The following is a 21654-nucleotide window of genomic DNA, read 5'->3' on the forward strand; positions in this document are numbered from 1 at the left end:
TTGATACCATGAGCGAACCACGTGACCTGTTTTATTGTTTTCCGCTGATGCGGGGTGAAGATGTACGTGCCGTACAAAAGGCGCTGACCACGCTCGGAGTGCAACCCCCTTGTGGAACTTCGGACGGTATTTTTGGCAATGCCACTCGGCTTTCAGTTGAAGCCTTCCAGCGTAGCGTACGCGATTTAATTGTCGATGGCGTCGTGGGCAGGTTGACCCACGATGCGTTATTCGGCAAGGCAATAGCGGCGTTTCCTGAGCCGAAAACCGGGATAGCACCGGCTCAGTGGTCCCCCCCGGACGTCTCTTCGTTGATACGCTCAACGGCTTCAAAACCGCCTATCCGTCGTGACCAGGCCCTTCAGTGCCGTGACTGGTTAATGCAACACTTTGGTTCCGAGATAGAGAAGGCCGTATCTGGCACCCCTTTCGATGCATTGCTGATTTGCGCTATCGCCGCCAAGGAAACCGCCCCGATATGGCTCAACTGGATAAATCAGATGAGTGCCGACGAAATTGTTGCCCGCTGTGTTTTTGATGCCAGCGGTGATGCCCCAGGCACCAGCCGTAACGCGTTTCCTGCAAATACCGCCATTTTTCGTAAGAAGTATGGCGATCAGGTCACCGCTGAGTTTATCGATGAGGCAAACCGTACCAGAGCGATCAGAAAGATGGGGCCGAAGGATTGGGTCTATAAAGGTTACGGAATATTCCAGTACGACTTGCAGCACATTTTGACAGATCCCAGCTTTTTCCTGAACAAGCAATGGCGAGATTTCCCAAGTTGTCTGGCGCGGGTGATGAGTGAATTAAAACTCAAACACCAGTCCGCCGGTGGGGATTTACGCGAGACGATCCGCCGCTATAACGGCAAGGGCGAACGGGCACAAATCTATGCAGAACATGTCCTTATTATGTACGACTGGATGAAGAAAAACTCGTAGCAGCTATCTCTATATTCACGATTACACCAACCAATATGACGAGGATAAGACCATGCCTAATGGTAACGACTTGATAGAAAAAGCAAGAAGTCAGCTTAATGTCAAAGAGCAGCCGCTTAACAGCAATTCTGGCCCGATGGTAGATACCTATCTCAAAGCGGCGGGCAGCGCACCCGGCTCGCCATGGTGTATGGCTTTTGTCTACTGGTGTAGCTGGCAGGCTGGCATTCCCGGCCTGCCTAAAACTGCCAGCGTAGAGAAATTCTATCAAGAGTCATTAGCACTCGGGAAAATAATAGCCATTTCTGACATTGCCGTTGGCGATATTGTTTTAAGAGTTGATTATCCCGTCCAGGCTAATGGTCAAAAGCCAGGAGATCATGCCGGCATTTACACAGGTATAGTTGATGGAGTGCCACAATATATCTCGGGGAATACGGTCTCCAGCAAGGATTCAAAAAATGATGGAACCAGTTCCTATGTCGACGAACATCAAATGAAGCATTTTAATTACGCCGCCCGATTTTGGTGATGAGGTTATTCAGTGGGAGATATTTAGCACGCTTTGAAAAATAAAGACATTGCCACCCATCCGGCCAGGGCCTGCTCAGGCACTGGCCTCCCTCCCCAATCCCCCATCTGTCCACGTTTCTCTTAGCCCAACGCCGACCTTATCCTGCGCCGGACAGTCCCGCCATATGGACGATAAGCCCCACCGCGGCGGCGGCGGCCAGTACCCAGGTCAGCTTCCACTTATAACGAAACAGCAGCCCGGCGGCGCCCAGGGCAATGGCCGCAGACCACGGGTCGAAACCGGATGGTCCCCAGACGCTATGCCAGATAAAAAACAGCGCCAGATTCAGGATAACGCCCACCACCGCGGCAGTGATGGCGGTCAACGGCGCGGTAAATCCCACCTTATTATGGGTCGTTTCAATAAACGGCCCGCCGGCGAGAATAAAGATAAACGAGGGTAAAAAAGTAAACCATGTCACCAGGCACGCCGCCGCGATGCCCCCCAGCAGCACATCATCGACGCCCAACACCGCTTTGGTGTAGCCGCCGACAAATCCGACAAAGGTTACCACCATGATCAACGGTCCGGGGGTCGATTCCCCAAGAGCGAGGCCGTCCATCATCTGCCCTGCCGTCAGCCAGCCATAGTGGGTCACCGCCCCCTGGTAAACATAAGGTAGGACGGCATATGCCCCGCCAAAGGTCATCAGCGCGGCTTTGGTAAAGAACCAGCTCATCTGGGTCAGCGGATGCGCCCAGCCCAGCATTAGCGTCAGGGCGGCCATCGGCACCAGCCACAGCAGCATCCCGGCGATCAGCACCTGAGAGGTGCGCCGCCAGCTGAAAATGGCATGGGCCGGGATCGGCGTCGTGTCATCAATGATGGCGGCTCCGCCAGGGTGACTCTGCGCACGGTGGGCGTCCGCTTTGCCGAATATCGTCGGCGCCAGCCGTCCGCCGATAAAACCCGCCAGTGCCGCGGCGAGGACGATCAGCGGAAAAGGAACGTTCAACGCAAAAATAGCGACAAAAGCAGCGGCAGCGATGGCCCAGTAGGCGCCATTTTTCAGCGCCCGCGAGCCGATGCGGTGCGCCGCCTGCAATACTATCGCCGCTACGGCGGGTTTGATGCCATAAAAGATCCCCGCCACCACGGCGACATCCCCCCAGACGAGGTAGATCCACGCCAGGGCGATGAGTAACACCAGCGAGGGCAAAATAAACAGCACCCCGGCGATGACGCCTCCCCAGGTTTTATGCATCAGCCAGCCGATATAGGTCGCCAGCTGCTGGGCCTCCGGGCCGGGCAGGACCATACAAAAATTGAGCGCATGCAGGAATCGCCCTTCCGATATCCAGCGTCGGTTATCCACCAGCTCCTGGTGCATCATGGCGATCTGCCCGGCAGGCCCGCCGAAGCTGATGAAGCCAAGCTTGAGCCAAAAGCGAAATGCCTGCCAGAAGGAGACGGAAGCGACGACGGAAGGACTGTCACTCTGCGGAAGAACGACCGTTTTGCTCATGATTGCCAGACCTCATTTCACAGGACCTCAGTAAGCCGTCGAACAGCGAGCAAGCTGCCGCCAGCAGTTGGTCATCGTCCGTAATGGTTTCCCGCAGCCCTGCAAGAATGCTTTCTACCCCCGCCGCCTCCGGGGTCGGTACCCCACCGACGTCCAGGAAGTGGATCAACCGTCCCAGACTGTCGGGGATCACCGCGTCCAGCACAAAACGCCGGACCAGTACTTCGAAGGTCACCAGCGTGCCGACATGGCTGAATGGCGCGCCGTCAAAATCAAAACCGACCGCTGTCGCCGGACAGTCCTCAGGCGCGGCCAGCCACAGGAATAGCGCCTCGTCGTCAATAAAGCGCCGGATAAGCCAGGCGCTGGCCAGACGATCGACCCACGGGCGTCGGCGGGTGGCCCACAGCCGGCCGCGAAAGGCGCCTCTGTCCAGCAGGCTCAGTTCGCCCGCCACCGACTGCGGCTCGTTCGGCGATAGCCGCTGATTAATGACCTGCTCGATAGTGGCCAGTCGCTCAGCGGCTTGCTCCCGGGCGGCCCCCGGAAAGAAATCAATGGCCTCGATCCGCCGGTAGTCACGCTGAATTTTACGCAGTTGTTTGAGCTGAGCCGCCAGTTCGTCGTTGGATAACGTCCCCTGCAGCGCCTGCAGATCCTGCAACAGCGCGTCGTACTGTTCACGACGATCGAATAGCGGCCTGAGCGCCTCTTCTTCCGCCGCCTCAATCGTGAAAACATACCCGGTCCCCCCTTCCGCGCGGATCGCCTGGCAGGTGCTGAGGAAAGTGTCATAGCCCTGGCGCACGTCAGGCAGCAGATAGACCCCATCGCGCAGGACCGCTGCCCCGCTCTGCTTCAGGGTTCGCCAGACACGCATGCGCAGCGTGGCTTGAGACGTTGTCAGGTTAAGGATCAAGAGATGCATTGTCATGTTGTAGAGATTACTACAGCATGTAGCGTCTGTGACGTTTTTACGTGCGCGGGGTTAGATGAATTTCAGCAATGCATAGCTAAAAAAGCAAAAGACGGCCTGCGCAGCGGCAGGCCAGGCGCTAAGCGCGGGGTGGGGATAAGGGGCGCAGCAGCAGGGTCAACAACGCCACCGCAACCGGGACCAGGGAGCCCCACAGCACGGCGTTCCAGCCGAAGGCGTTGAGCAGAACCCCGGACGAAAACGACCCCACGATCATCACGCCGAAGACCAGAAAATCGTTGAGCGACTGAACCTGGGTCTTCTCTTCCGGGCGGTGGAAATCGATGATTTTCGCCGAGGCGCCGGTGAAGCCAAAGTTCCAGCCGATGCCGAGCAAAATCAGCGACAGCCAGTAATGATACACGCCGAGACCGCTCAGGCCGACCGCCACCGACGCGGCGGTGATCAGCAATCCCGCCGCCGCCATTCGCACTGCGCCGAAGCGCTGGATCAGCCGGCCGGTGAAAAATCCCGGGCCGTACATCGCCATCACATGCCACTGGATCCCAAGGTTGGCTGCCTGCTGGGAAAGACCGTGCATATGCATGGAGAGCGGCGCGGCGGTCATCAGAAAATTCATCACCATATAGGCCACCGCGCCGCTGAATACCGTGGTGGCAAAACCCGGCTGGCGGACAATCTCGCGCAGCGGCCGCCCTCCGCGCACGCTGGCCGCGGTGGGCTCCGCCGGCGTCACGCCTTTTAACAGTATGGCGGCGAGTAATGCAACCAGTGCCTGAGCGAGGAAGGTGACGGCGAAGGTATGTGCCGGCCAGAGGTGCATGGTGCCGGTGACCAGCATCGGGCCAATGATCCCGGCGGCCACACCGCCGCCCATCACCAGCGACAGCGCGCGAGCCCGGCGCGCCGGGGCGACGCCGTCGGTGGCGGCAAAACGAAAACTGAGCGCCACGGCGGCATAGGCGCCGCCGAGCATCGCGGCGAGACAAAACAGCAGAAAAGAATTCAGCACTACCGCCAGGGCGGCCGCCAGTCCGGTCACCATCCCGGCGCCGGTGCCGAGCCTGAACGCCGCTTTGCGGCCCCGCGTTCGCGCCAGCGCGCCGAAAGGCAGAATGGAGGCCGCCATCCCCAGCACAAACAGGGTGATCGGCAGCGTGGCCAGCGACGGGCTGGGGGCAATCGCGTTACCCACTATCGCGCCGGTAGCGTAGAAGACCACCGAGTTGGCGCCGGCCAGCGCCTGAGCGGCAGCCAGGCGAAGGATATTTTTGTTCTGCACCGCCAGCGGCAGCATGTGTTCTGTAGACATCCGTTGTTTTCACCGGTTTGAGAGTGGCGCCAGGCTGGCCGTCTGGCATCGCGCCCTGTTTGTTGGGTTCCCTGACCGTTACCTTAGCCGCAAAATACGCTTTTGCACCATAGCGAATCGCAATATTACCCGGCGATCTGGCCCCTCTTCTGCGTCAGATCGCCGGGCCGGGCTTCGCCGCCCGTTTTATTCCGGGGATCCGTCGCGCCGCGCGGCGGCAAATTTCGCCGCGATCATTGCGGCCGTCGGCTGGACGCCGCCCAGACTCCACTGCTCCGGGTCATGTTCGTCAATGCGGATCCAGACGGACTGACGGAACTGCGGATCGCCCTGCCCCTCAATCTCCACCAGCAGATCGGTCATCCGTCGCAGCAGCTCACTTTTCTGTTCCGCGGTCATGATCCCTTTAATGGTTTGCACGTTAACAAATGGCACGCTATTCTCCTTAGCATCTAGGTCTAAAATTCAAACTCAGAGTAGAAGGTCAATCTCGCGATGTCAAAAAATAAATCACTGCCCTACCTCGACCCGGCGCTGTGCGGCCTGGCGGAAGGGGCGAAAATCCTCGGCGACCGCTGGGTGCTGTTGATCCTCCGCGAGGCGTTTTACGGCGTGACGCGCTTTGAAACGATGCTGTCGCACACCCATATTACCCGCCAGACGCTCACCACCCGGTTAAAAACCATGACCGAAACGGGATTGCTCAGCAAAGTGCCCTACCGGGAAGCCGGCTCCCGCGAACGGTATGAATATGTTCTGACTGATAAAAGCCGTAGCCTGGCGCTGGTGCTGTTCGCCCTGATGGAATGGGGCCATCAGCACGTGCTGCACAGCGCGCCGCATATAGCATTGGTGGACAGCGCCAGCGGCGAGGCTGTCCATCCGGGGTTTATTACTGCCAGCGGCACCGTGGCGAGCCCCGCCGCCCTGCAGATCGTCAAGGCAGACGAACGCTAATAGCGCCGCTACAGAACTTTCGTACGCCTCTGGCGAAAGCCGCCGCAAGCGGGTATGTTGCATAGCCACGGTACCCGACGAGCGCGGGACATTTTTGTTTCATCGAACGGTGCGATAAAGGATGAAGGTATCCGGTGACCATTCCGACGCGCAGATCGCGCATGCTAAAGGTAGAAAATGTCGCTTCGTTCTCTGCGGGCTTTATGTCTGACCAGCTTTTTTATTGCCGACGTGCGCGACGGCCTCGGCCCGTTTCTGGGGATCTTTCTCACCCAGCGTCACTGGCAGGCGGAGGACATTGGCCTGCTGATGTCCGTCGGCGGTATCGCCGGCCTGCTGGCGACCCTGCCCGCCGGCTTCATCACCGACAGCTCGCGGCATAAGCGCTTGCTGCTGGCCGGGGTCTGCCTGGTGATCACCCTCACCACCCTGCTGCTCTGGTTTAGTCAGAAGACCAGCGTGGTCGCCCTCTCGCAAGTCGCCAGCGGCATCTGCGCGGCCTTTGTCGGACCGCTGATCGCCGGGATTACCCTCGGTCTTGCCAGACAGCGCGGCTTTAGCGCCCAGATGGGGAAAAACGAAGCCTTCAACCACGCGGGGAATTTTTTCACCGCGCTAATGGCCGGGGCTATCGCCTGGTACTGGGGCATCGGCGGCATTTTCATTCTGATGGCCTGTACCACGCTGCTTACCCTGGTCGCCCTGCTGGCGATCCGCGGCGGCGATATCGACGATGACGCCGCCCGCGGCATCGAAGCGGCATCCACGCCCTCCCTGCCGGGGTTTGCCATCCTGTTCCGCCATACGCCGCTGCTGATCGCCGGCGTAACCCTGATGCTGTTCCATCTCGCCAATGCCGCACTGTTGCCGATGCTGAGCATGCGGATCGCCGCCGCGCCGGGACACCTCAATCCCGGACTGTTTGCCGCCGCCACGGTGATTATTTCGCAGGTGGTGATGATCCCGGTGGCCATCCGGATCGCCGGCAGCATCGACAAATACGGTTACTGGCGATGCATCCTGCTGGCGCTGCTGATCATGCCCATCCGGGCGGCGCTGGCGGCGTCCAGCGACGCCCCGGCGATGATGGTCCCGGTGCAAATTCTTGATGGCCTGGCGGCAGGGATTTTGGGGGTGGCGGTGCCCAGCTTTATCGTCTCGCTGCTGCGCGGCAGCGGGCACGTTAACGCTGGACAGAGCGTGGTGATGCTGATGCAGGGCGCCGGGGCGGCAATGAGTCCGGCGTTAACCGGGTCTATCGCCGGGCTCTACTCCTATGCCACCGCCTTCGGCGTGCTGAGCGTTATCGCGATTGTCGCCCTGATGGTATGGTGGCGCAGCGCTCCGCTGCTCACCGTCTCCGCGTCACCGCCAATCGGCGAGAGCGGGCAGTAACCTACGGCACAGCGACCTGGGGAGAGAGGAAATCGCCAGCCGGGTAGCAGCCCCCTGCAGCCCGGCTGGCGTATGAGAGGCGTTAATTCACCCGTGCTTGCAACGTAATGTGCTGCAGGGCGTTCGCCATATCTATCTGAATCAACTCCTTGACACCTTCGCGCTTAATAAACTGGCTCCGGTGCTTACTTTTCACCTCTTCAATACTTTTTTTGATCTCTTGCGCCGGCAATTTATACCAGCCGCGAGCCTGTTTCTCACCGCCCATTTCCAGCCACAGCGATGAATAACTGGCTTTCACCAAATCGCTTTTCACGTGGAAATCGGAATCGATCGCGTAGACGGTGGTGATGCTGAAATAACGCAGGAAACCATACAGCACGCTCATGATGATATTTTTCGGCCGCGCGCCATGCAGCTCTTTAGTCAGCACCTTCACTTCGTCATTGGTGATATCTTTCCCGCCCTGGATGCCGCCAATATAGGCGCGGCCATCGTCGGTACAGGAAAAACAGACGCTATAGACGCGCCGGTCGCCGAGAAACAGCTGCAGCATCAGCTCGCCCTCCTCCTGAAACGGCGACGCCAACAGTTTAACGTCAAGATTATCGCCATTTTTCAAAGGAATAGAGAACATCGCGCGACCAAAATCCGCCACATTGTACAGCTGCGGCAGGACATCAGGGTGAAACGTTTTCTCAATAAAATTCAGTGAACCGTGGGCAATATCCAGCTTGCGTCGTTTTGACAGCCGTTTATTGAGATACGCTTTAAACGGTTTATCCTCAAAAGGCACCAGCCCTTTGGTCACGGCGGTCAACCGCGCACACTGATATTTTGCACAAAGTTCTTGATATTCTCTGTATTTACCTCCTGCGAGCGAGAGCTCTCTGCATTTTCGTAAAACTTTTTTATAGTTTATTTTGACCTGACCGATCACTTTATTATGTTTACGCCATTCTTTGATGGCGCCTGCAACAGTATGTTCCATTGATTAAGATCCATAGATTCATCCATAATCGCGGCCATATTAACATAAAAGCTTTTCGTCAACGCTTAATTACTCCTTCGTTGTCCTTTCATTTAATATATACACAGGAAATCATTCTGTATGGTGATTAATAAAGCCAACTCCCGCCTGTCAACGGTTATTTATGGTAGGGAAAGCCTGCCGCCCCGCGACTTAACGCTCTGTGCGTTCGGCGCGCAGAGCGGCTACATCCGCTGGCGGTTTTGCCCTATACTTGACGCTGATTAAAAACCAGCGACGATAGGTAACTTATGGAAATTGATCTCGACAACCTGGTCTTCAACGGCCTGGATGAAGCGGAAGAACGCAACGCGGAGCGTCTGGAAGAAGCGGACAAAAAAGCGCAGGCGATCGTTGCCGATGACGATTGCGGCGACGCCTGCAAAATCTGATAGTCAAACCGGCCAGCAGGCCGGTTTTTTTTACCCCTCCCGCCTGCTCAGGCCGGCAAGAAGCCTTTCAGCGTATCCAGCAGCGCCTGCGCCGCCTTCGACAGCGGCATATGCCCGGCATGGATCGCGCCGACGCACTTCTCAATCGGCGGATCGCTGAGCGGGATGCAGACGGCCCCCAGGGACGTCATCTGCGTTTTACACAGCGCCGGTACCGCGCTGCCCCCCAGGCCGCTGGCCACCATTCTCCCCACCGTCACCAGCTGGTGACTCTCCAGCGCTACGTCCAGCTGGCGACCGCTGCGCGCCAGCGCCTCCTCCAGCATCAGGCGTACCGCCGAGGGACGCTGCAGGGTAATAAAATCGAGGGTCAACAGCTCCTGCCAGGTGAGCTGCTTTTTCTTCGCCAGCGGGGATTGCCGGGGAACGATCGCCACGAAGCGGTCCACCGCCAGCGGGGTAAACAGCAGGTTGTGGGTGGGCGATGGCTCGAAGGCAATACCCATCTCCACTCGCCCCTCGCGCACCATCTCGATCACCTGCTCATTAATCACATCATGCACCGTGACGTTCACGCCGGCATAGCGGTCGCGAAAGGCCTTCAGCGCCTCCGGCAGGACGTTGGCCGCAAACGACGGCATCGCGGCCACCGAAATTTTACCCCGTTGCAGGGTAAAGCTCTGACGCATGGCCTCCTCGACGTTATCCCAGTCGGCCAGCAGCTGACGGGCCATCGGCAGAAAGAGTTCCCCCTCCTGGGTAAGGGTCACTTTGCGGGTGCTGCGCTGCAGCAGCGCGCCGCCCAGCGCCTCCTCTAACCCTTTGATGGTCAAACTGAGGGCTGGCTGCGACAAATTGAGCCTTTCGCTGGCGTGGGCGAAATTCAGAGTGTGAGCTACCGCTAAAAACGCGCGTAACTGTTTGACACTCATTCTCATTTTTCTTCCTGTTAACTAATTGAAAAAAATTAGTTAACAGGAAATTAATTAAAATTCCAAATGAGTGGGTCACAAATTCAAAATTATCAAATCAGTCTCCAGCGCCAATGATAAGGCTATCGCAAGGCAGGAGAGACAAGATGGCAGGACTGGATAAACGCGTCGCCAGCTATGAAGCGGCGCTGGAAGGGTTAACGGACGGCATGACGCTGCTCGCCGGCGGTTTCGGCCTGTGCGGCATTCCCGAGAATTTGATCGCCGAGGTGCAGCGTCGCCAGGTGCAGGGGCTGACGGTGGTCTCCAATAACTGCGGCGTCGACGGCTTCGGTCTCGGTATGCTGCTGGAGTCACGCCAGATCAGCAAGGTGGTGGCCTCTTACGTCGGGGAGAACGCGCTGTTTGAACAGCTGGTGCTGAGCGGCGTGCTGGCGGTTGAGCTCACTCCTCAGGGAACGCTGGCCGAAAAAATTCGCGCCGGCGGCGCCGGGATCCCCGGTTTTTACACCGCCACCGGGTATGGCACCCCGGTCGCCGAAGGCAAAGAGGTTCGCCAGTTCGACGGCAGGCACTACATCCTTGAAGAGGCGATCCGCGGCGATTTCGCGCTGGTCAAAGGCTGGAAAGCCGACTGGTACGGCAATGTGGTATATCGCCATACCGCGCAGAATTTCAACCCGCTGATGGCCACCGCCGGGCGTATTACGGTGGTGGAGGTGGAAGAGATTGTACCGCCGGGCGAACTGCCGCCCTCCGCCATCCACACCCCGGGGATCTATGTCGACCGGCTGATCGTCGGGCAATTCGAAAAACGTATTGAACAGCGCACCCTGCGCGCCGGAGGGAAGTGAGATGCTGACCCGTGAACAAATGGCGATGCGCGTCGCCCTGGAGCTGCGCGACGGCGACTACGTCAACCTCGGGATCGGTATCCCGACGCTGGTGGCCAATTACATTCCCGCCGGTATTGAGGTGATGCTCCAGTCGGAGAACGGCCTGCTGGGGATGGGCGAATTTCCAGACGAAGCCACGATCGACGCCGACATGATTAACGCCGGCAAGCAGACCGTCACCGCGCAAACCGGGGCGGCCATCTTCGACTCCGCTCAGTCGTTCGCCATGATCCGCGGCGGCCACGTTGACCTGACCGTTCTTGGCGCCTTTGAGGTCGACGTCGCGGGCAACATCGCCTCATGGATGATCCCTGGAAAAATGGTCAAGGGGATGGGCGGCGCCATGGACCTGGTAGCCGGCGCGCAGAACATCATCGTGGTGATGACCCACGCCTCAAAAAACGGCGAATCCAAACTGCTGCCGCAGTGCACCCTGCCGCTCACTGGCGTGGGCTGTATTCGCCGGGTGCTCACCGATCTGGCCCTGCTGGACATTGTCGACGGCGCGTTTGTCCTGCGCGAAGTGGCCCCGGGAGTGAGCCCCGACGAGGTGATGCGTAAAACGGCGGGACGACTGATCGTGGCCGACGATGTGCGCGAAATGCGCTTCAGCTAAGGAGAGACCATGACCGATATTGCCATTGTTGCTGCAGTACGCACCCCGGTCGGCAGCTTTCGCGGCGCCTTCGCCCCTCTTTCCGCCGTCGACCTCGGCGCCGCGGTGGTACGCAGCCTGCTTGAACGCGGCCAGTTGCCCGCCGCGGCGGTGGACGAACTGATTTTCGGCCAGGTGCTCACCGCCGGCTGCGGGCAGAACCCGGCGCGCCAGACCGCGCTGCGGGCCGGCCTGCCGGTGGACACCCCGGCGGTGACCGTCAATCTGGTGTGCGGCTCCGGGCTGAAAGCGGTTCAGCAGGCGATGCAGGCGATCCGCTGCGGCGACGCCGAGATCGTCATCGCCGGCGGCCAGGAGAGCATGAGCAATGCCCCCTATCTGATGCACGGCGCCCGCGACGGCCTGCGTTTCGGCCACGCCAGCCTGCAGGACAGCATGATTCTGGACGGCCTGTGGGACGCCTTTAACGACTACCACATGGGCATTACCGCCGAGAATCTGGCTGATGCCTTCGACATCAGCCGTGAGCGCCAGGATGCCTTTGCCACCGGGTCCCAGCGCAAAGCGGCGGCCGCCATCGCCGCCGGACGCTTTCGCGAGGAGATCGTCCCGGTCAGCGTCCCGCAGGGCAAAAAGCCGCCGCGTGTCGTGACTGACGACGAGCAACCGCGCCCGGAGACCAGCGAGCAGCAGCTGGCCCAGCTGCGCCCGGCGTTTCGTCCCGCTGACGGCAGCGTCACTGCCGGAAACGCCTCGTCGCTGAACGACGGCGCCGCGGCGGTCCTGCTGATGCGCGTCGATAAAGCGCACGAGCTCGGGCTACCGGTGCTGGCGCGCATTGTCAGCTCAGCGGTCGCCGGGGTCGACCCATCGGTGATGGGCATCGGCCCGGTGAGCGCCTGCCGTAAAGCGCTGCAGCGCGCCGGCTGGACGCTGGACGAGGTGGATCTTATCGAAGCTAACGAGGCTTTTGCCGTCCAGGCGCTGGCCGTCGGTCAGCTGCTTGAGTGGGATAGCGAGAAGGTCAACGTCAACGGCGGCGCCATCGCCCTTGGCCATCCCATCGGCGCCTCCGGCTGCCGGATCCTCGTCAGCCTGGTGCATGAGATGCAGCGCCGGGGCGCCAGCAAAGGGCTGGCAACCCTGTGCGTCGGCGGCGGCCAGGGCATCGCCATGACTCTACAACGTTAACAGGAGCCACTATGTTTACACCACGCCTGGCGGTACTCGGCGCGGGACTGATGGGCGTCGGCATCGCCTGCCATTTCGCCCGTCACGGTCACGTCGTCCGCCTGTATGACACCGATCCGCAGCGTCTCGCCGAGGTTCCGGCGGTGGCCAGCGCCATCCTGCGCGAGCTGGAGGCGAGCGGCCAGCAGGATCCCGCCGACCGCGACGCTGTGCTGGCCCGTCTGATCCCCACCCCGGCGCTGAATGCCCTGGCCGATGCCACGCTGCTGATAGAAGCGATCCCCGAGCGGCTGGCACTGAAGCACGCCCTGTATGCCGAACTGGAAACGCTGATCGCCGACGAGGCGATTATCGCCAGCAACACCAGCGGCCTGCCGCCGGACTCGCTGGCGCAGGGCATGCGCCACCCTGAACGGCTGCTGATCGCCCACTTCTGGCATCCGCCGCACCTGATCCCGCTGGTGGAAGTGGTGCCCGGGAGCGCCACACTGCCCCATCTGGCGCGCCAGGTGAGCGACTTTTGCGCCGCCTGCGCGCTGGAAGCGGTGGTGCTCAATCGCGCCGCGCCGGGCTTTGTCGGCAACCGGCTGCAGTTCGCCCTGCTGCGCGAAGCGCTGCATATCATCCACAGCGGCATTGCCTCTGCCGAGGTAGTGGACCAGGTGATGCGCGCCTCGCTGGGCCGCCGCTATGCGATGGTCGGCCCGCTGGAGGCAGCGGACATGACCGGGCTGGCGACGGTCCAGGATATCTGCCAGCACCTGCTGCCGGAGCTGGCCAGCGGGAGCGAGATGATGTCGCTGGTGGCGGAGAAGGTGGCGCGAGGCGACACCGGCGCCCGCAGTGGACAAGGCTTTTACCGCTGGGATGAGGCGCGGCAACAGCGCATCCAGTCGCGCCGGGAACATCAGCTTCGCTACGCCCTGAAGCCCTAGTATCGCGTTCTGTACCCCTACAATAACAATGAGAGTGAGACGTCGTGATGAGTGTGATAATTGCCCTGGCCGCACTGGCGTTACTGATGCTGGCGGCCTACCGTGGATACAGCGTGATCCTCTTTGCGCCGATCGCCGCCCTCGGCGCGGTGCTGGTCACCGACCCGGGCGCGGTCGGCCCGGCCTTTACCGGCCTGTTTATGGAAAAAATGGTCGGCTTTGTGAAGCTCTATTTCCCGGTGTTTCTGCTGGGCGCCGTGTTCGGCAAGCTGATTGAGCTGTCGGGATTCTCGCGGTCGATTGTCGCCGCCGCCATCCGCATCCTCGGACGCCGCCACGCGATCCCGGTGATCGTGCTGGTGTGCGCCCTGCTGACCTACGGCGGGGTGTCGCTGTTTGTGGTGGCTTTTGCCGTCTACCCCTTCGCCGCCGAACTGTTTCGCCAGAGCGGGATCCCCAAACGGCTGATCCCGGCCACCGTCGCCCTCGGGGCATTCTCGTTTACCATGGACGCCCTGCCCGGCACGCCGCAGATCCAGAATATTATCCCCACCAGTTTCTTCGGCACCAACGCCTGGGCGGCCCCCTGGCTGGGGCTTATCGGCTCGCTGTTCATTATCATCTTCGGTTTGCTGTGGCTGGAGCGTCAGCGCCGCAAAGCGCAGGCCCGCGGCGAAGGCTATGGGACCGACCTGCAAAATGAGCCGGAGACCCCGGATGACATCGATCTGCCGCATCCGCTGATCGCTATCGCCCCGTTGCTGTTAGTGGGGGTGCTGAATCTGCTGTTTACCCACTGGATCCCGCAGTGGTACGGCGCCAGCCATGAGCTCACCCTGCCGGGTCTGGCAAAGCCTGTCGTCACCGAAGTAGGGAAAATCACCGCTATCTGGGCGGTGCAGGCGGCGCTGCTCTCCGGCATTGTGCTGGTGCTGGTCTGCGGCTATCGCAATATCCGCGGCCGGCTGGCGGAGGGGAGCCGAACGGCGGTGGGCGGGGCTATTCTCGCGGCGATGAACACCGCCTCTGAGTACGGATTCGGCGCAGTTATCGCCGCCCTGCCGGGTTTCCTGGTGCTGTCGAAAGCCCTCGCGGCCATTCCCAATCCGCTGTTAAACGAGGCGATCAGCGTCACGGTGCTGGCCGGGATCACCGGCTCGGCCTCCGGGGGGATGAGCATCGCGCTGGCGGCGATGTCCGAGACCTTTGTCGCCGCCGCCCACGCCGCCAATATTCCGCTCGAGGTCCTGCACCGTGTCGCCGCCATGGCCAGCGGCGGCATGGACACCCTACCGCATAACGGGGCGGTGATCACTCTGCTGGCGATCACCGGCCTGAGCCATCGCCAGGCCTACGGCGGCATTTTCGCCATCACGGTGATCAAAAGCCTCGCGGTACTGTTTGTCATTGTCACGTTCTATGTGACCGGCATTGTCTGATACCCGATTGAAGGAGTAATAAAATGAATTTGCACGGTAAAACAGCGCTGGTCACCGGCTCCACCAGCGGCATCGGTTTAGGGATCGCCAAAGTGCTGGCTCAGGCGGGCGCGCAGGTGATCCTCAATGGCTTCGGCGACAGCAGCCACGCCCGGGCTGAAGTCGCCGCGCTGGGTAAGATCCCCGGCTATCACGACGCCGACCTGCGCGACGTCGAGCAGATCGAGGCGATGATGCACTATGCCGAAAGCACCTTCGGCGGCGTCGATATCGTGATCAATAACGCCGGCATCCAGCACGTCGCCCCGGTGGAGCAGTTCCCGGTGGACAAATGGAACGACATCATCGCGATCAATCTCTCCAGCGTCTTCCACACCACCCGCCTGGCGCTGCCGGGCATGCGCCAGCGCAACTGGGGGCGCATCATCAACATAGCCTCAGTGCATGGCCTGGTGGCGTCGAAAGAGAAATCGGCCTACGTCGCCGCCAAGCACGCGGTGGTCGGCCTGACCAAAACCGTGGCCCTGGAAACCGCGCGCAGCGGCATCACCTGCAACGCCATCTGCCCGGGCTGGGTGCTGACCCCGCTGGTGCAGCAGCAGATCGATAAGCGCATCGCCGAGGGGGTCGACCCGGAGCAGGCCAGCGCCCAGCTGCTGGCGGAAAAACAGCCCTCCGGGGAGTTTGTCACCCCGCAGCAACTGGGCGAAATGGCGCTGTTTCTGTGCAGCGACGCCGCCGCCCAGGTGCGCGGCGCCGCATGGAACATGGATGGCGGCTGGGTGGCGCAGTAAGCCGCTGGCGCCGCGAAGATCAGAACATCGCCAGAAAGCGCTTCACCGTGCGTGAGCGCTCGAAGCGCCGCCAGGCGATGGCGATATCGGTCTTCAGCGGCGCCCCACTGAGCGGGTGATAGCTGACGTTCGGCTGTTGAATGCAGGTCATCGACTGCGGAACCAGCGCGAAGCCGAACCCGGCATTGACCATGCTCAGCGACGACGAAATCTGCGACGACTGCCAGGCACGCTCCATGTCGATCCCGGCGCGCAGGCAGCTGTTGTACACCAGCTCATACAGCCCGGGGGCCACCTCCCGCGGGAAGAGGATCGGCGCCACGTCGCACAGCTGTTCCAGGGCCAGGGTCGGCTGCGTCGCCAGCGGGTTATCGCGCGGCAGCGCGATGACCATCGGCTCCTCATCAATAATCCGCAGATTAAAGGCTTTACTGCTCTCGCACGGCAGACGGACGAAGGCGATATCCAGCTCGGCCTCGCTCAGGGCGGTCATCAGATTGGCCATATTGTCTTCCATCTGGTGCAGGGTCACCCCGGGGTGGTCGAGCTGAAAACGGTGCAGCAACGTGAAGATTTGCGGATGGAAAGCATCAGAACTGGTAATGCCTAGCGACAGGCTGCCGTTCATCCCGCGCGCAATGCCCTTGGCCTTCTCCAGCGCCGCATCGCTCATGGCGAGGATCTGGCGGGCATCCTCATAGAACGACTCTCCCGCTTCCGTCAGCTCCACCCCGCGGGTTAAACGCCGAAACAGCGGGGTCCCCACCTCTCGTTCAAGTCGCTGAATTTGCTGACTTAACGGAGGTTGTGAAATACCCAGCTCCTTGGCGGCCTGGGTGAAGTGCCGCGTCCTGGCGACGGCGACAAAATAACGAAGATAACGAAGTTCCATATCGAAAACGTCTCAAACCAGCATGGTTTCTATATTGGAACTGTGAGCTGAATCGGGTCAACATTTATTTAACCTTTCTTATATTTGTTGAACGAGGAAGTGGTATATGAATCACTCTGCTGAATGCACCTGCGAAGAGAGTCTGTGCGAAACCCTACGGGCGTTTTCCGCGCAGCATCCCGAGAGCGTGCTCTATCAGACATCGCTAATGAGCGCCCTGCTGAGCGGGGTTTACGAAGGCAGCACCACCATCGCGGACCTGCTGAAACACGGCGATTTCGGCCTCGGTACCTTTAATGAACTGGACGGGGAGCTGATCGCCTTCAGCAGTCAGGTCTATCAGCTGCGCGCCGACGGCAGCGCGCGCAAAGCCCAGCCGGAGCAGAAAACGCCGTTCGCGGTGATGACCTGGTTCCAGCCGCAGTACCGGAAAACCTTTGACCATCCGGTGAGCCGCCAGCAACTGCACGACGTTATTGACCAGCAAATTCCCTCTGACAACCTGTTCTGCGCCCTGCGCATCGACGGCCATTTCCGCCATGCCCATACCCGCACCGTGCCGCGCCAGACGCCACCGTACCGGGCGATGACCGACGTCCTCGACGATCAGCCGGTGTTCCGCTTTAACCAGCGCGAAGGGGTGCTGGTCGGCTTCCGTACCCCGCAGCATATGCAGGGGATCAATGTCGCCGGGTATCACGAGCACTTTATTACCGATGACCGCAAAGGCGGCGGTCACCTGCTGGATTACCAGCTCGATCACGGGGTGCTGACCTTCGGCGAAATTCACAAGCTGATGATCGACCTGCCCGCCGACAGCGCGTTCCTGCAGGCCAATCTGCATCCCGATAATCTCGATGCCGCCATTCGTTCCGTAGAAAGTTAAGGGGTTCACATGGACAAACAGTATCCGGTACGCCAGTGGGCGCACGGCGCCGATCTCGTCGTCAGCCAGCTGGAAGCGCAAGGCGTACGTCAGATCTTCGGTATCCCCGGCGCCAAAATCGACAAGGTGTTCGACTCACTGCTGGATTCCTCGATTCGCATTATTCCGGTACGCCACGAAGCCAACGCCGCGTTTATGGCCGCCGCGGTCGGACGCATTACCGGCAAAGCGGGCGTGGCGCTGGTCACCTCCGGTCCGGGTTGTTCCAACCTGATCACCGGCATGGCCACCGCGAACAGCGAAGGCGACCCGGTGGTGGCCCTGGGCGGCGCGGTGAAACGCGCCGATAAGGCGAAGCAGGTCCATCAGAGTATGGATACGGTGGCGATGTTCAGCCCGGTCACCAAATACGCCGTCGAGGTGACGGCGCCGGATGCGCTGGCGGAAGTGGTCTCCAACGCCTTCCGTGCCGCCGAGCAGGGCCGCCCGGGCAGCGCGTTCGTCAGCCTGCCGCAGGATGTGGTCGATGGCCCGGTCAGCGGTAAAGTACTGCCGGCCAGCCGGGCTCCGCAGATGGGCGCCGCGCCGGATGACGCCATCGACCAGGTGGCGAAGCTTATCGCTCAGGCGAAGAACCCGATCTTCCTGCTCGGCCTGATGGCCAGCCAGCCGGAAAACAGCGCGGCGCTGCGCCGTTTGCTGGAGGCCAGCCATATTCCGGTCACCAGCACCTATCAGGCCGCCGGGGCGGTGAATCAGGATAACTTCTCTCGCTTCGCCGGTCGGGTCGGGCTGTTTAACAACCAGGCCGGGGACCGTCTGCTGCAGCTCGCCGACCTGGTGATCTGCATCGGTTATAGCCCGGTGGAATATGAACCGGCGATGTGGAACAGCGGCAACGCGACGCTGGTGCATATCGACGTGCTGCCCGCTTATGAAGAGCGCAACTACACCCCGGATGTCGAGCTGGTGGGCGATATCGCCGGCACCCTCAACAAGCTGGCGCAAAATATCGATCACCGGCTGGTGCTCTCCCCGCAGGCGGCGGAGATCCTCCGCGACCGCCAGCACCAGCGCGAGCTGCTGGACCGCCGCGGCGCGCAGCTGAATCAGTTTGCCCTGCATCCGCTGCGCATCGTTCGCGCCATGCAGGATATCGTCAACAGCGACGTCACGCTGACCGTGGACATGGGCAGCTTCCATATCTGGATCGCCCGCTACCTGTACAGCTTCCGCGCCCGTCAGGTGATGATCTCCAACGGCCAGCAGACCATGGGCGTCGCCCTGCCCTGGGCCATCGGCGCCTGGCTGGTCAATCCTGAGCGCAAAGTGGTCTCCGTCTCCGGCGACGGCGGCTTCCTGCAGTCGAGCATGGAGCTGGAGACCGCCGTCCGCCTGAAAGCCAACGTGCTGCACCTGATCTGGGTCGATAACGGCTACAACATGGTGGCCATCCAGGAAGAGAAAAAATACCAGCGCCTGTCCGGCGTCGAGTTCGGGCCGATGGATTTTAAAGCCTATGCCGAGTCCTTCGGCGCCAAAGGGTTTGCCGTGGAAAGCGCCGAGGCGCTGGAGCCGACCCTGCGGGCCGCGATGGACGTCGACGGCCCGGCGGTGGTGGCCATCCCGGTGGATTATCGCGATAACCCGCTGCTGATGGGCCAACTGCATCTGAGTCAGATTCTGTAAGTCATCACAATAAGGAAAGGAAAATGAAAAAAGTCGCACTTGTTACCGGCGCCGGCCAGGGGATTGGTAAAGCTATCGCCCTTCGTCTGGTGAAGGATGGATTTGCCGTGGCCATTGCCGATTATAACGACGCCACCGCCAAAGCGGTCGCCTCCGAAATCAACCAGGCCGGCGGACACGCCGTGGCGGTGAAAGTGGATGTCTCCGACCGCGATCAGGTATTTGCCGCCGTTGAACAGGCGCGCAAAACGCTGGGCGGCTTCGACGTCATCGTCAATAACGCCGGCGTAGCGCCGTCCACGCCGATCGAGTCCATTACCCCGGAGATTGTCGACAAAGTCTACAACATCAACGTCAAAGGGGTGATCTGGGGCATCCAGGCGGCGGTCGAGGCCTTTAAGAAAGAGGGGCACGGCGGGAAAATCATCAACGCCTGTTCCCAGGCCGGCCACGTCGGCAACCCGGAGCTGGCGGTGTATAGCTCCAGTAAATTCGCGGTACGCGGCTTAACCCAGACCGCCGCTCGCGACCTCGCGCCGCTGGGCATCACGGTCAACGGCTACTGCCCGGGGATTGTCAAAACGCCAATGTGGGCCGAAATTGACCGCCAGGTGTCCGAAGCCGCCGGTAAACCGCTGGGCTACGGTACCGCCGAGTTCGCCAAACGCATCACTCTCGGTCGTCTGTCCGAGCCGGAAGATGTCGCCGCCTGCGTCTCCTATCTTGCCAGCCCGGATTCTGATTACATGACCGGTCAGTCATTGCTGATCGACGGCGGGATGGTATTTAACTAATAAAAAAATAAGCTCTGACATGGCTTGCCCCTGCTTTCGCGCAGGGGCTTTTTTTTGGTTTGTAAGTGTAAGCATCCCGGGGAAACGAAGCATCAATATTTGAGGGCTTCTGGCACGACGTGGGCTATAGCAGGCTGAGATTGCTTTTCCAGCTCACGCACCCGAGGGATCACTTCCCTTCCGAAGAACTCGACTTCCTCCTGGAAATGCAGGAATGCCAGCAGCAGCAGATTGACGCCTGACTGTTTGAGCGCAATGATGCGCTCTGCAATCTGCTGCGGCGTGCCAATCAGGTTGGTTTTAAAGCCGTCGTTGTATTGCACCAAATCTTCAAAGCTGGATTTGGCCCAGTTGCCCTCGCCCTCCGGCGATGCGCTGCCGGCGTTTTTCACTTCGTGCTGGAACCCTTTCACCGCGTCCGGATTGGCGTTATCAATAATTTCCCGCAGCACCGCCTGCGCCTCTTTTTCGCTTTCACGCGCAATAACGAAGCCGTTAACCCCGATCTTCACCTGATGCTGGTTTTGTGCCGCCTTACGCCGGATGTCATCCACCTGTGCTTTGATGCCTTCAGGCGTGTTGCCGTTGGTGAAATACCAGTCGGAAACGCGCGCGGCCATGTCCCGCGCGGCACGCGAACTACCACCCTGGAAAATTTCCGGCAGCGGCGCCAGCGGCTTGGGCTTGAGGGAATAATCACGAAAGCGATAGAAATCGCCGGCAAAGGTAAAGCTGTCTTCGCGCCAGATGCCCTGCAGGCAACGGATAAACTCTTCTGAACGCAGGTAACGCTCTTCATGGTCCAGCCAGGGTTCGCCGATAGCTTTAAACTCACCACGGAACCAGCCGCTGACGATATTGACCGCGATGCGCGGGCCGTACAGATGACTGATAGTGGCGATTTGTTTTGCTGCCAGAGTGGGGTTCCAGGGGCCGGGAAGCAAGGCGGCGATCACTTTCAGATTTTCAGTTGATGCGAGTAGCGCCTGCGAAAAAGAGACCGACTCATGTTGGTTGTCGGCACCATAGCCGGCCGTAAAACGGATCTGCGTAAGCGCATAGTCAAAACCGGCACGTTCAGCAATTTGCGCCAGCTTACGGTTGTAGTCGATATCCCAACTGGTACGCTGCGGGATATTACTGATCACTAACCCGCCCGACACGTTCGGCACCCAATAGGCGAACTGCAGCGGATGATTACCTGGCTCTGAAATGGACATAGGGCACTCCCGTCATTGATGAATTTATCTGTCCGCCTTACAACGCGTCGCAGGCGAGTTGCTGTAGCCGCGAATTACCATCTTTCTATATAACGATTTTTGCCTTTCGAAAATAAAAAGACAGCTTTTGGTTATAAAGGTGTTTGCAGAATGCATGCCAAAACAGGAGGCGAAATAATTTTTTTAAAAACAGCTAATTATAAAAAAAGAAAGGAACTTATCTGCTGCATTTGCAACATGCCTGGTTACGCATATGTTGCAAATGCAACTTATACAACTTGCCGGAAGATAAATTTATCCTGACATTAATTTGGATAACAGCAGGTCTGATTACGGATGCTGTCGTTTCTGACAAGCATGAAAT

The 21654-nt window shown here is 60.0% G+C and carries 22 protein-coding genes; 14 read left to right on the top strand and 8 right to left on the bottom strand.

Annotation, left to right across the window (positions count from 1 at the left end):
* Nucleotides 1-8: 8 nt before the first annotated feature.
* Nucleotides 9-944, top strand: coding sequence for a peptidoglycan-binding domain-containing protein (locus SPE70_RS14840; protein WP_064170306.1), 936 nt, complete (start codon nt 9-11; stop codon nt 942-944).
* A gap of 52 nt (nt 945-996) precedes the next feature.
* Nucleotides 997-1476: a C40 family peptidase gene (locus SPE70_RS14845; protein ID WP_022064997.1), complete on the top strand. Its 480-nt coding sequence runs from the start codon at nt 997-999 to the stop codon at nt 1474-1476.
* A 139-nt stretch (nt 1477-1615) separates the two neighbouring features.
* On the opposite strand, the gene chrA is transcribed toward SPE70_RS14845, so the two are convergent.
* The 4 genes from chrA to SPE70_RS14865 all read right to left on the bottom strand — a co-directional run bounded on the left by chrA (nt 1616) and on the right by SPE70_RS14865 (nt 5667).
* Nucleotides 1616-2983, bottom strand: coding sequence for a chromate efflux transporter (chrA, locus tag SPE70_RS14850; RefSeq protein WP_101855739.1), 1368 nt, complete (start codon nt 2981-2983; stop codon nt 1616-1618).
* The gene (locus tag SPE70_RS14855) at nt 2952-3911 is read right to left on the bottom strand and encodes a chromate resistance protein ChrB domain-containing protein (protein WP_077267433.1); all 960 of its coding nucleotides are present in this window, start codon (nt 3909-3911) and stop codon (nt 2952-2954) included. The genes chrA and SPE70_RS14855 overlap by 32 nt, the downstream gene beginning before the upstream one ends.
* Nucleotides 3912-4038: 127 nt before the next feature.
* Nucleotides 4039-5232, bottom strand: a complete 1194-nt coding sequence (locus tag SPE70_RS14860) for an MFS transporter (RefSeq protein ID WP_226544862.1) — start codon at nt 5230-5232, stop codon at nt 4039-4041.
* Between the two features lie 186 nt (nt 5233-5418).
* On the bottom strand, nt 5419-5667 hold the full coding sequence (locus SPE70_RS14865; RefSeq protein ID WP_004175772.1) for a tautomerase family protein: 249 nt from the start codon (nt 5665-5667) through the stop codon (nt 5419-5421).
* A gap of 60 nt (nt 5668-5727) precedes the next feature.
* Between SPE70_RS14865 and SPE70_RS14870 the strand changes: the two genes are divergently transcribed.
* Nucleotides 5728-6189 carry a winged helix-turn-helix transcriptional regulator gene (locus SPE70_RS14870; RefSeq protein WP_009307678.1) on the top strand — a complete coding sequence of 154 codons (462 nt, stop codon included), beginning with the start codon at nt 5728-5730 and terminating at the stop codon, nt 6187-6189.
* A 177-nt stretch (nt 6190-6366) separates the two neighbouring features.
* A complete protein-coding gene (locus tag SPE70_RS14875; protein ID WP_064170309.1) occupies nt 6367-7584 on the top strand; it encodes an MFS transporter in 1218 nt (405 codons plus the stop codon).
* 82 nt (nt 7585-7666) lie between these two features.
* Here SPE70_RS14875 and SPE70_RS14880 read toward each other — a convergent pair whose 3' ends face one another.
* On the bottom strand, nt 7667-8575 hold the full coding sequence (locus SPE70_RS14880) for a DUF535 family protein (RefSeq protein WP_012967984.1): 909 nt from the start codon (nt 8573-8575) through the stop codon (nt 7667-7669).
* 290 nt (nt 8576-8865) lie between these two features.
* Here SPE70_RS14880 and SPE70_RS14885 point away from each other — a divergent pair, with 290 nt between their 5' ends.
* Nucleotides 8866-9006: a hypothetical protein gene (locus SPE70_RS14885; protein ID WP_012967982.1), complete on the top strand. Its 141-nt coding sequence runs from the start codon at nt 8866-8868 to the stop codon at nt 9004-9006.
* 47 nt (nt 9007-9053) lie between these two features.
* Here the strand turns inward: SPE70_RS14885 and SPE70_RS14890 are convergent, their stop codons facing one another.
* A complete protein-coding gene (locus SPE70_RS14890) occupies nt 9054-9944 on the bottom strand; it encodes a LysR family transcriptional regulator (protein WP_012967981.1) in 891 nt (296 codons plus the stop codon).
* Between the two features lie 140 nt (nt 9945-10084).
* Here SPE70_RS14890 and SPE70_RS14895 point away from each other — a divergent pair, with 140 nt between their 5' ends.
* From SPE70_RS14895 to SPE70_RS14920, 6 genes are read left to right on the top strand one after another with little or no spacing between them, the layout of a single operon-like run.
* Nucleotides 10085-10792, top strand: coding sequence for a CoA transferase subunit A (locus tag SPE70_RS14895; RefSeq protein WP_064170310.1), 708 nt, complete (start codon nt 10085-10087; stop codon nt 10790-10792).
* A 1-nt stretch (nt 10793) separates the two neighbouring features.
* Nucleotides 10794-11450 (top strand): CoA transferase subunit B, encoded by a 657-nt coding sequence (locus tag SPE70_RS14900; RefSeq protein ID WP_064170311.1) that lies wholly within the window; start codon nt 10794-10796, stop codon nt 11448-11450.
* Nucleotides 11451-11459: 9 nt separating this feature from the next.
* Nucleotides 11460-12641 carry an acetyl-CoA C-acetyltransferase gene (locus SPE70_RS14905; RefSeq protein WP_064170312.1) on the top strand — a complete coding sequence of 394 codons (1182 nt, stop codon included), beginning with the start codon at nt 11460-11462 and terminating at the stop codon, nt 12639-12641.
* Between the two features lie 11 nt (nt 12642-12652).
* Entirely contained in the window at nt 12653-13576 is a 924-nt protein-coding gene (locus tag SPE70_RS14910; protein ID WP_064170313.1) for a 3-hydroxyacyl-CoA dehydrogenase family protein, read from the top strand.
* 44 nt (nt 13577-13620) lie between these two features.
* Nucleotides 13621-15015 carry a GntP family permease gene (locus SPE70_RS14915; protein ID WP_196531753.1) on the top strand — a complete coding sequence of 465 codons (1395 nt, stop codon included), beginning with the start codon at nt 13621-13623 and terminating at the stop codon, nt 15013-15015.
* Nucleotides 15016-15038: 23 nt separating this feature from the next.
* Nucleotides 15039-15809, top strand: coding sequence for a 3-hydroxybutyrate dehydrogenase (locus tag SPE70_RS14920; protein ID WP_064170314.1), 771 nt, complete (start codon nt 15039-15041; stop codon nt 15807-15809).
* A 19-nt stretch (nt 15810-15828) separates the two neighbouring features.
* On the opposite strand, the gene SPE70_RS14925 is transcribed toward SPE70_RS14920, so the two are convergent.
* Nucleotides 15829-16701, bottom strand: coding sequence for a LysR family transcriptional regulator (locus SPE70_RS14925; RefSeq protein WP_008804549.1), 873 nt, complete (start codon nt 16699-16701; stop codon nt 15829-15831).
* A 106-nt stretch (nt 16702-16807) separates the two neighbouring features.
* On the opposite strand from SPE70_RS14925, the gene budA reads away from it, so the two are divergent.
* Genes budA through SPE70_RS14940 form a run of 3 tightly spaced genes read left to right on the top strand, consistent with a single transcriptional unit; the run spans nt 16808 to nt 20070 of the window.
* The gene (gene budA, locus SPE70_RS14930) at nt 16808-17587 is read left to right on the top strand and encodes an acetolactate decarboxylase (protein WP_008804548.1); all 780 of its coding nucleotides are present in this window, start codon (nt 16808-16810) and stop codon (nt 17585-17587) included.
* Between the two features lie 9 nt (nt 17588-17596).
* Nucleotides 17597-19276: an acetolactate synthase AlsS gene (gene alsS, locus SPE70_RS14935; protein ID WP_023297780.1), complete on the top strand. Its 1680-nt coding sequence runs from the start codon at nt 17597-17599 to the stop codon at nt 19274-19276.
* Between the two features lie 23 nt (nt 19277-19299).
* On the top strand, nt 19300-20070 hold the full coding sequence (locus SPE70_RS14940; RefSeq protein ID WP_008804546.1) for a (S)-acetoin forming diacetyl reductase: 771 nt from the start codon (nt 19300-19302) through the stop codon (nt 20068-20070).
* Nucleotides 20071-20162: 92 nt separating this feature from the next.
* Here SPE70_RS14940 and sfnG read toward each other — a convergent pair whose 3' ends face one another.
* Nucleotides 20163-21290, bottom strand: a complete 1128-nt coding sequence (gene sfnG / locus SPE70_RS14945) for a dimethylsulfone monooxygenase SfnG (protein WP_012541461.1) — start codon at nt 21288-21290, stop codon at nt 20163-20165.
* Nucleotides 21291-21654 lie beyond the last annotated feature (364 nt).

Source organism: Klebsiella sp. ZJOU C1 (genome assembly GCF_035620215.1).
Classification (GTDB): Bacteria; Pseudomonadota; Gammaproteobacteria; order Enterobacterales; family Enterobacteriaceae; genus Klebsiella; species Klebsiella variicola.

Excerpts from the sequence above, each read along its gene's own strand:
- SPE70_RS14940 (WP_008804546.1), top strand. The coding sequence starts at position 19,300 with ATGAAAAAAGTCGCACTTGTTACCGGCGCCGGCCAGGGGATTGGTAAA.
- SPE70_RS14860 (WP_226544862.1), bottom strand. The coding sequence starts at position 5,232 with ATGTCTACAGAACACATGCTGCCGCTGGCGGTGCAGAACAAAAATATC.
- SPE70_RS14885 (WP_012967982.1), top strand. The coding sequence starts at position 8,866 with ATGGAAATTGATCTCGACAACCTGGTCTTCAACGGCCTGGATGAAGCG.
- sfnG (WP_012541461.1), bottom strand. The coding sequence starts at position 21,290 with ATGTCCATTTCAGAGCCAGGTAATCATCCGCTGCAGTTCGCCTATTGG.
- SPE70_RS14845 (WP_022064997.1), top strand. The coding sequence starts at position 997 with ATGCCTAATGGTAACGACTTGATAGAAAAAGCAAGAAGTCAGCTTAAT.
- SPE70_RS14910 (WP_064170313.1), top strand. The coding sequence starts at position 12,653 with ATGTTTACACCACGCCTGGCGGTACTCGGCGCGGGACTGATGGGCGTC.
- SPE70_RS14900 (WP_064170311.1), top strand. The coding sequence starts at position 10,794 with ATGCTGACCCGTGAACAAATGGCGATGCGCGTCGCCCTGGAGCTGCGC.
- SPE70_RS14875 (WP_064170309.1), top strand. The coding sequence starts at position 6,367 with ATGTCGCTTCGTTCTCTGCGGGCTTTATGTCTGACCAGCTTTTTTATT.
- SPE70_RS14890 (WP_012967981.1), bottom strand. The coding sequence starts at position 9,944 with ATGAGAATGAGTGTCAAACAGTTACGCGCGTTTTTAGCGGTAGCTCAC.
- budA (WP_008804548.1), top strand. The coding sequence starts at position 16,808 with ATGAATCACTCTGCTGAATGCACCTGCGAAGAGAGTCTGTGCGAAACC.
- SPE70_RS14925 (WP_008804549.1), bottom strand. The coding sequence starts at position 16,701 with ATGGAACTTCGTTATCTTCGTTATTTTGTCGCCGTCGCCAGGACGCGG.
- alsS (WP_023297780.1), top strand. The coding sequence starts at position 17,597 with ATGGACAAACAGTATCCGGTACGCCAGTGGGCGCACGGCGCCGATCTC.
- SPE70_RS14905 (WP_064170312.1), top strand. The coding sequence starts at position 11,460 with ATGACCGATATTGCCATTGTTGCTGCAGTACGCACCCCGGTCGGCAGC.
- SPE70_RS14895 (WP_064170310.1), top strand. The coding sequence starts at position 10,085 with ATGGCAGGACTGGATAAACGCGTCGCCAGCTATGAAGCGGCGCTGGAA.
- chrA (WP_101855739.1), bottom strand. The coding sequence starts at position 2,983 with ATGAGCAAAACGGTCGTTCTTCCGCAGAGTGACAGTCCTTCCGTCGTC.
- SPE70_RS14920 (WP_064170314.1), top strand. The coding sequence starts at position 15,039 with ATGAATTTGCACGGTAAAACAGCGCTGGTCACCGGCTCCACCAGCGGC.
- SPE70_RS14840 (WP_064170306.1), top strand. The coding sequence starts at position 9 with ATGAGCGAACCACGTGACCTGTTTTATTGTTTTCCGCTGATGCGGGGT.
- SPE70_RS14880 (WP_012967984.1), bottom strand. The coding sequence starts at position 8,575 with ATGGAACATACTGTTGCAGGCGCCATCAAAGAATGGCGTAAACATAAT.
- SPE70_RS14870 (WP_009307678.1), top strand. The coding sequence starts at position 5,728 with ATGTCAAAAAATAAATCACTGCCCTACCTCGACCCGGCGCTGTGCGGC.
- SPE70_RS14855 (WP_077267433.1), bottom strand. The coding sequence starts at position 3,911 with ATGCATCTCTTGATCCTTAACCTGACAACGTCTCAAGCCACGCTGCGC.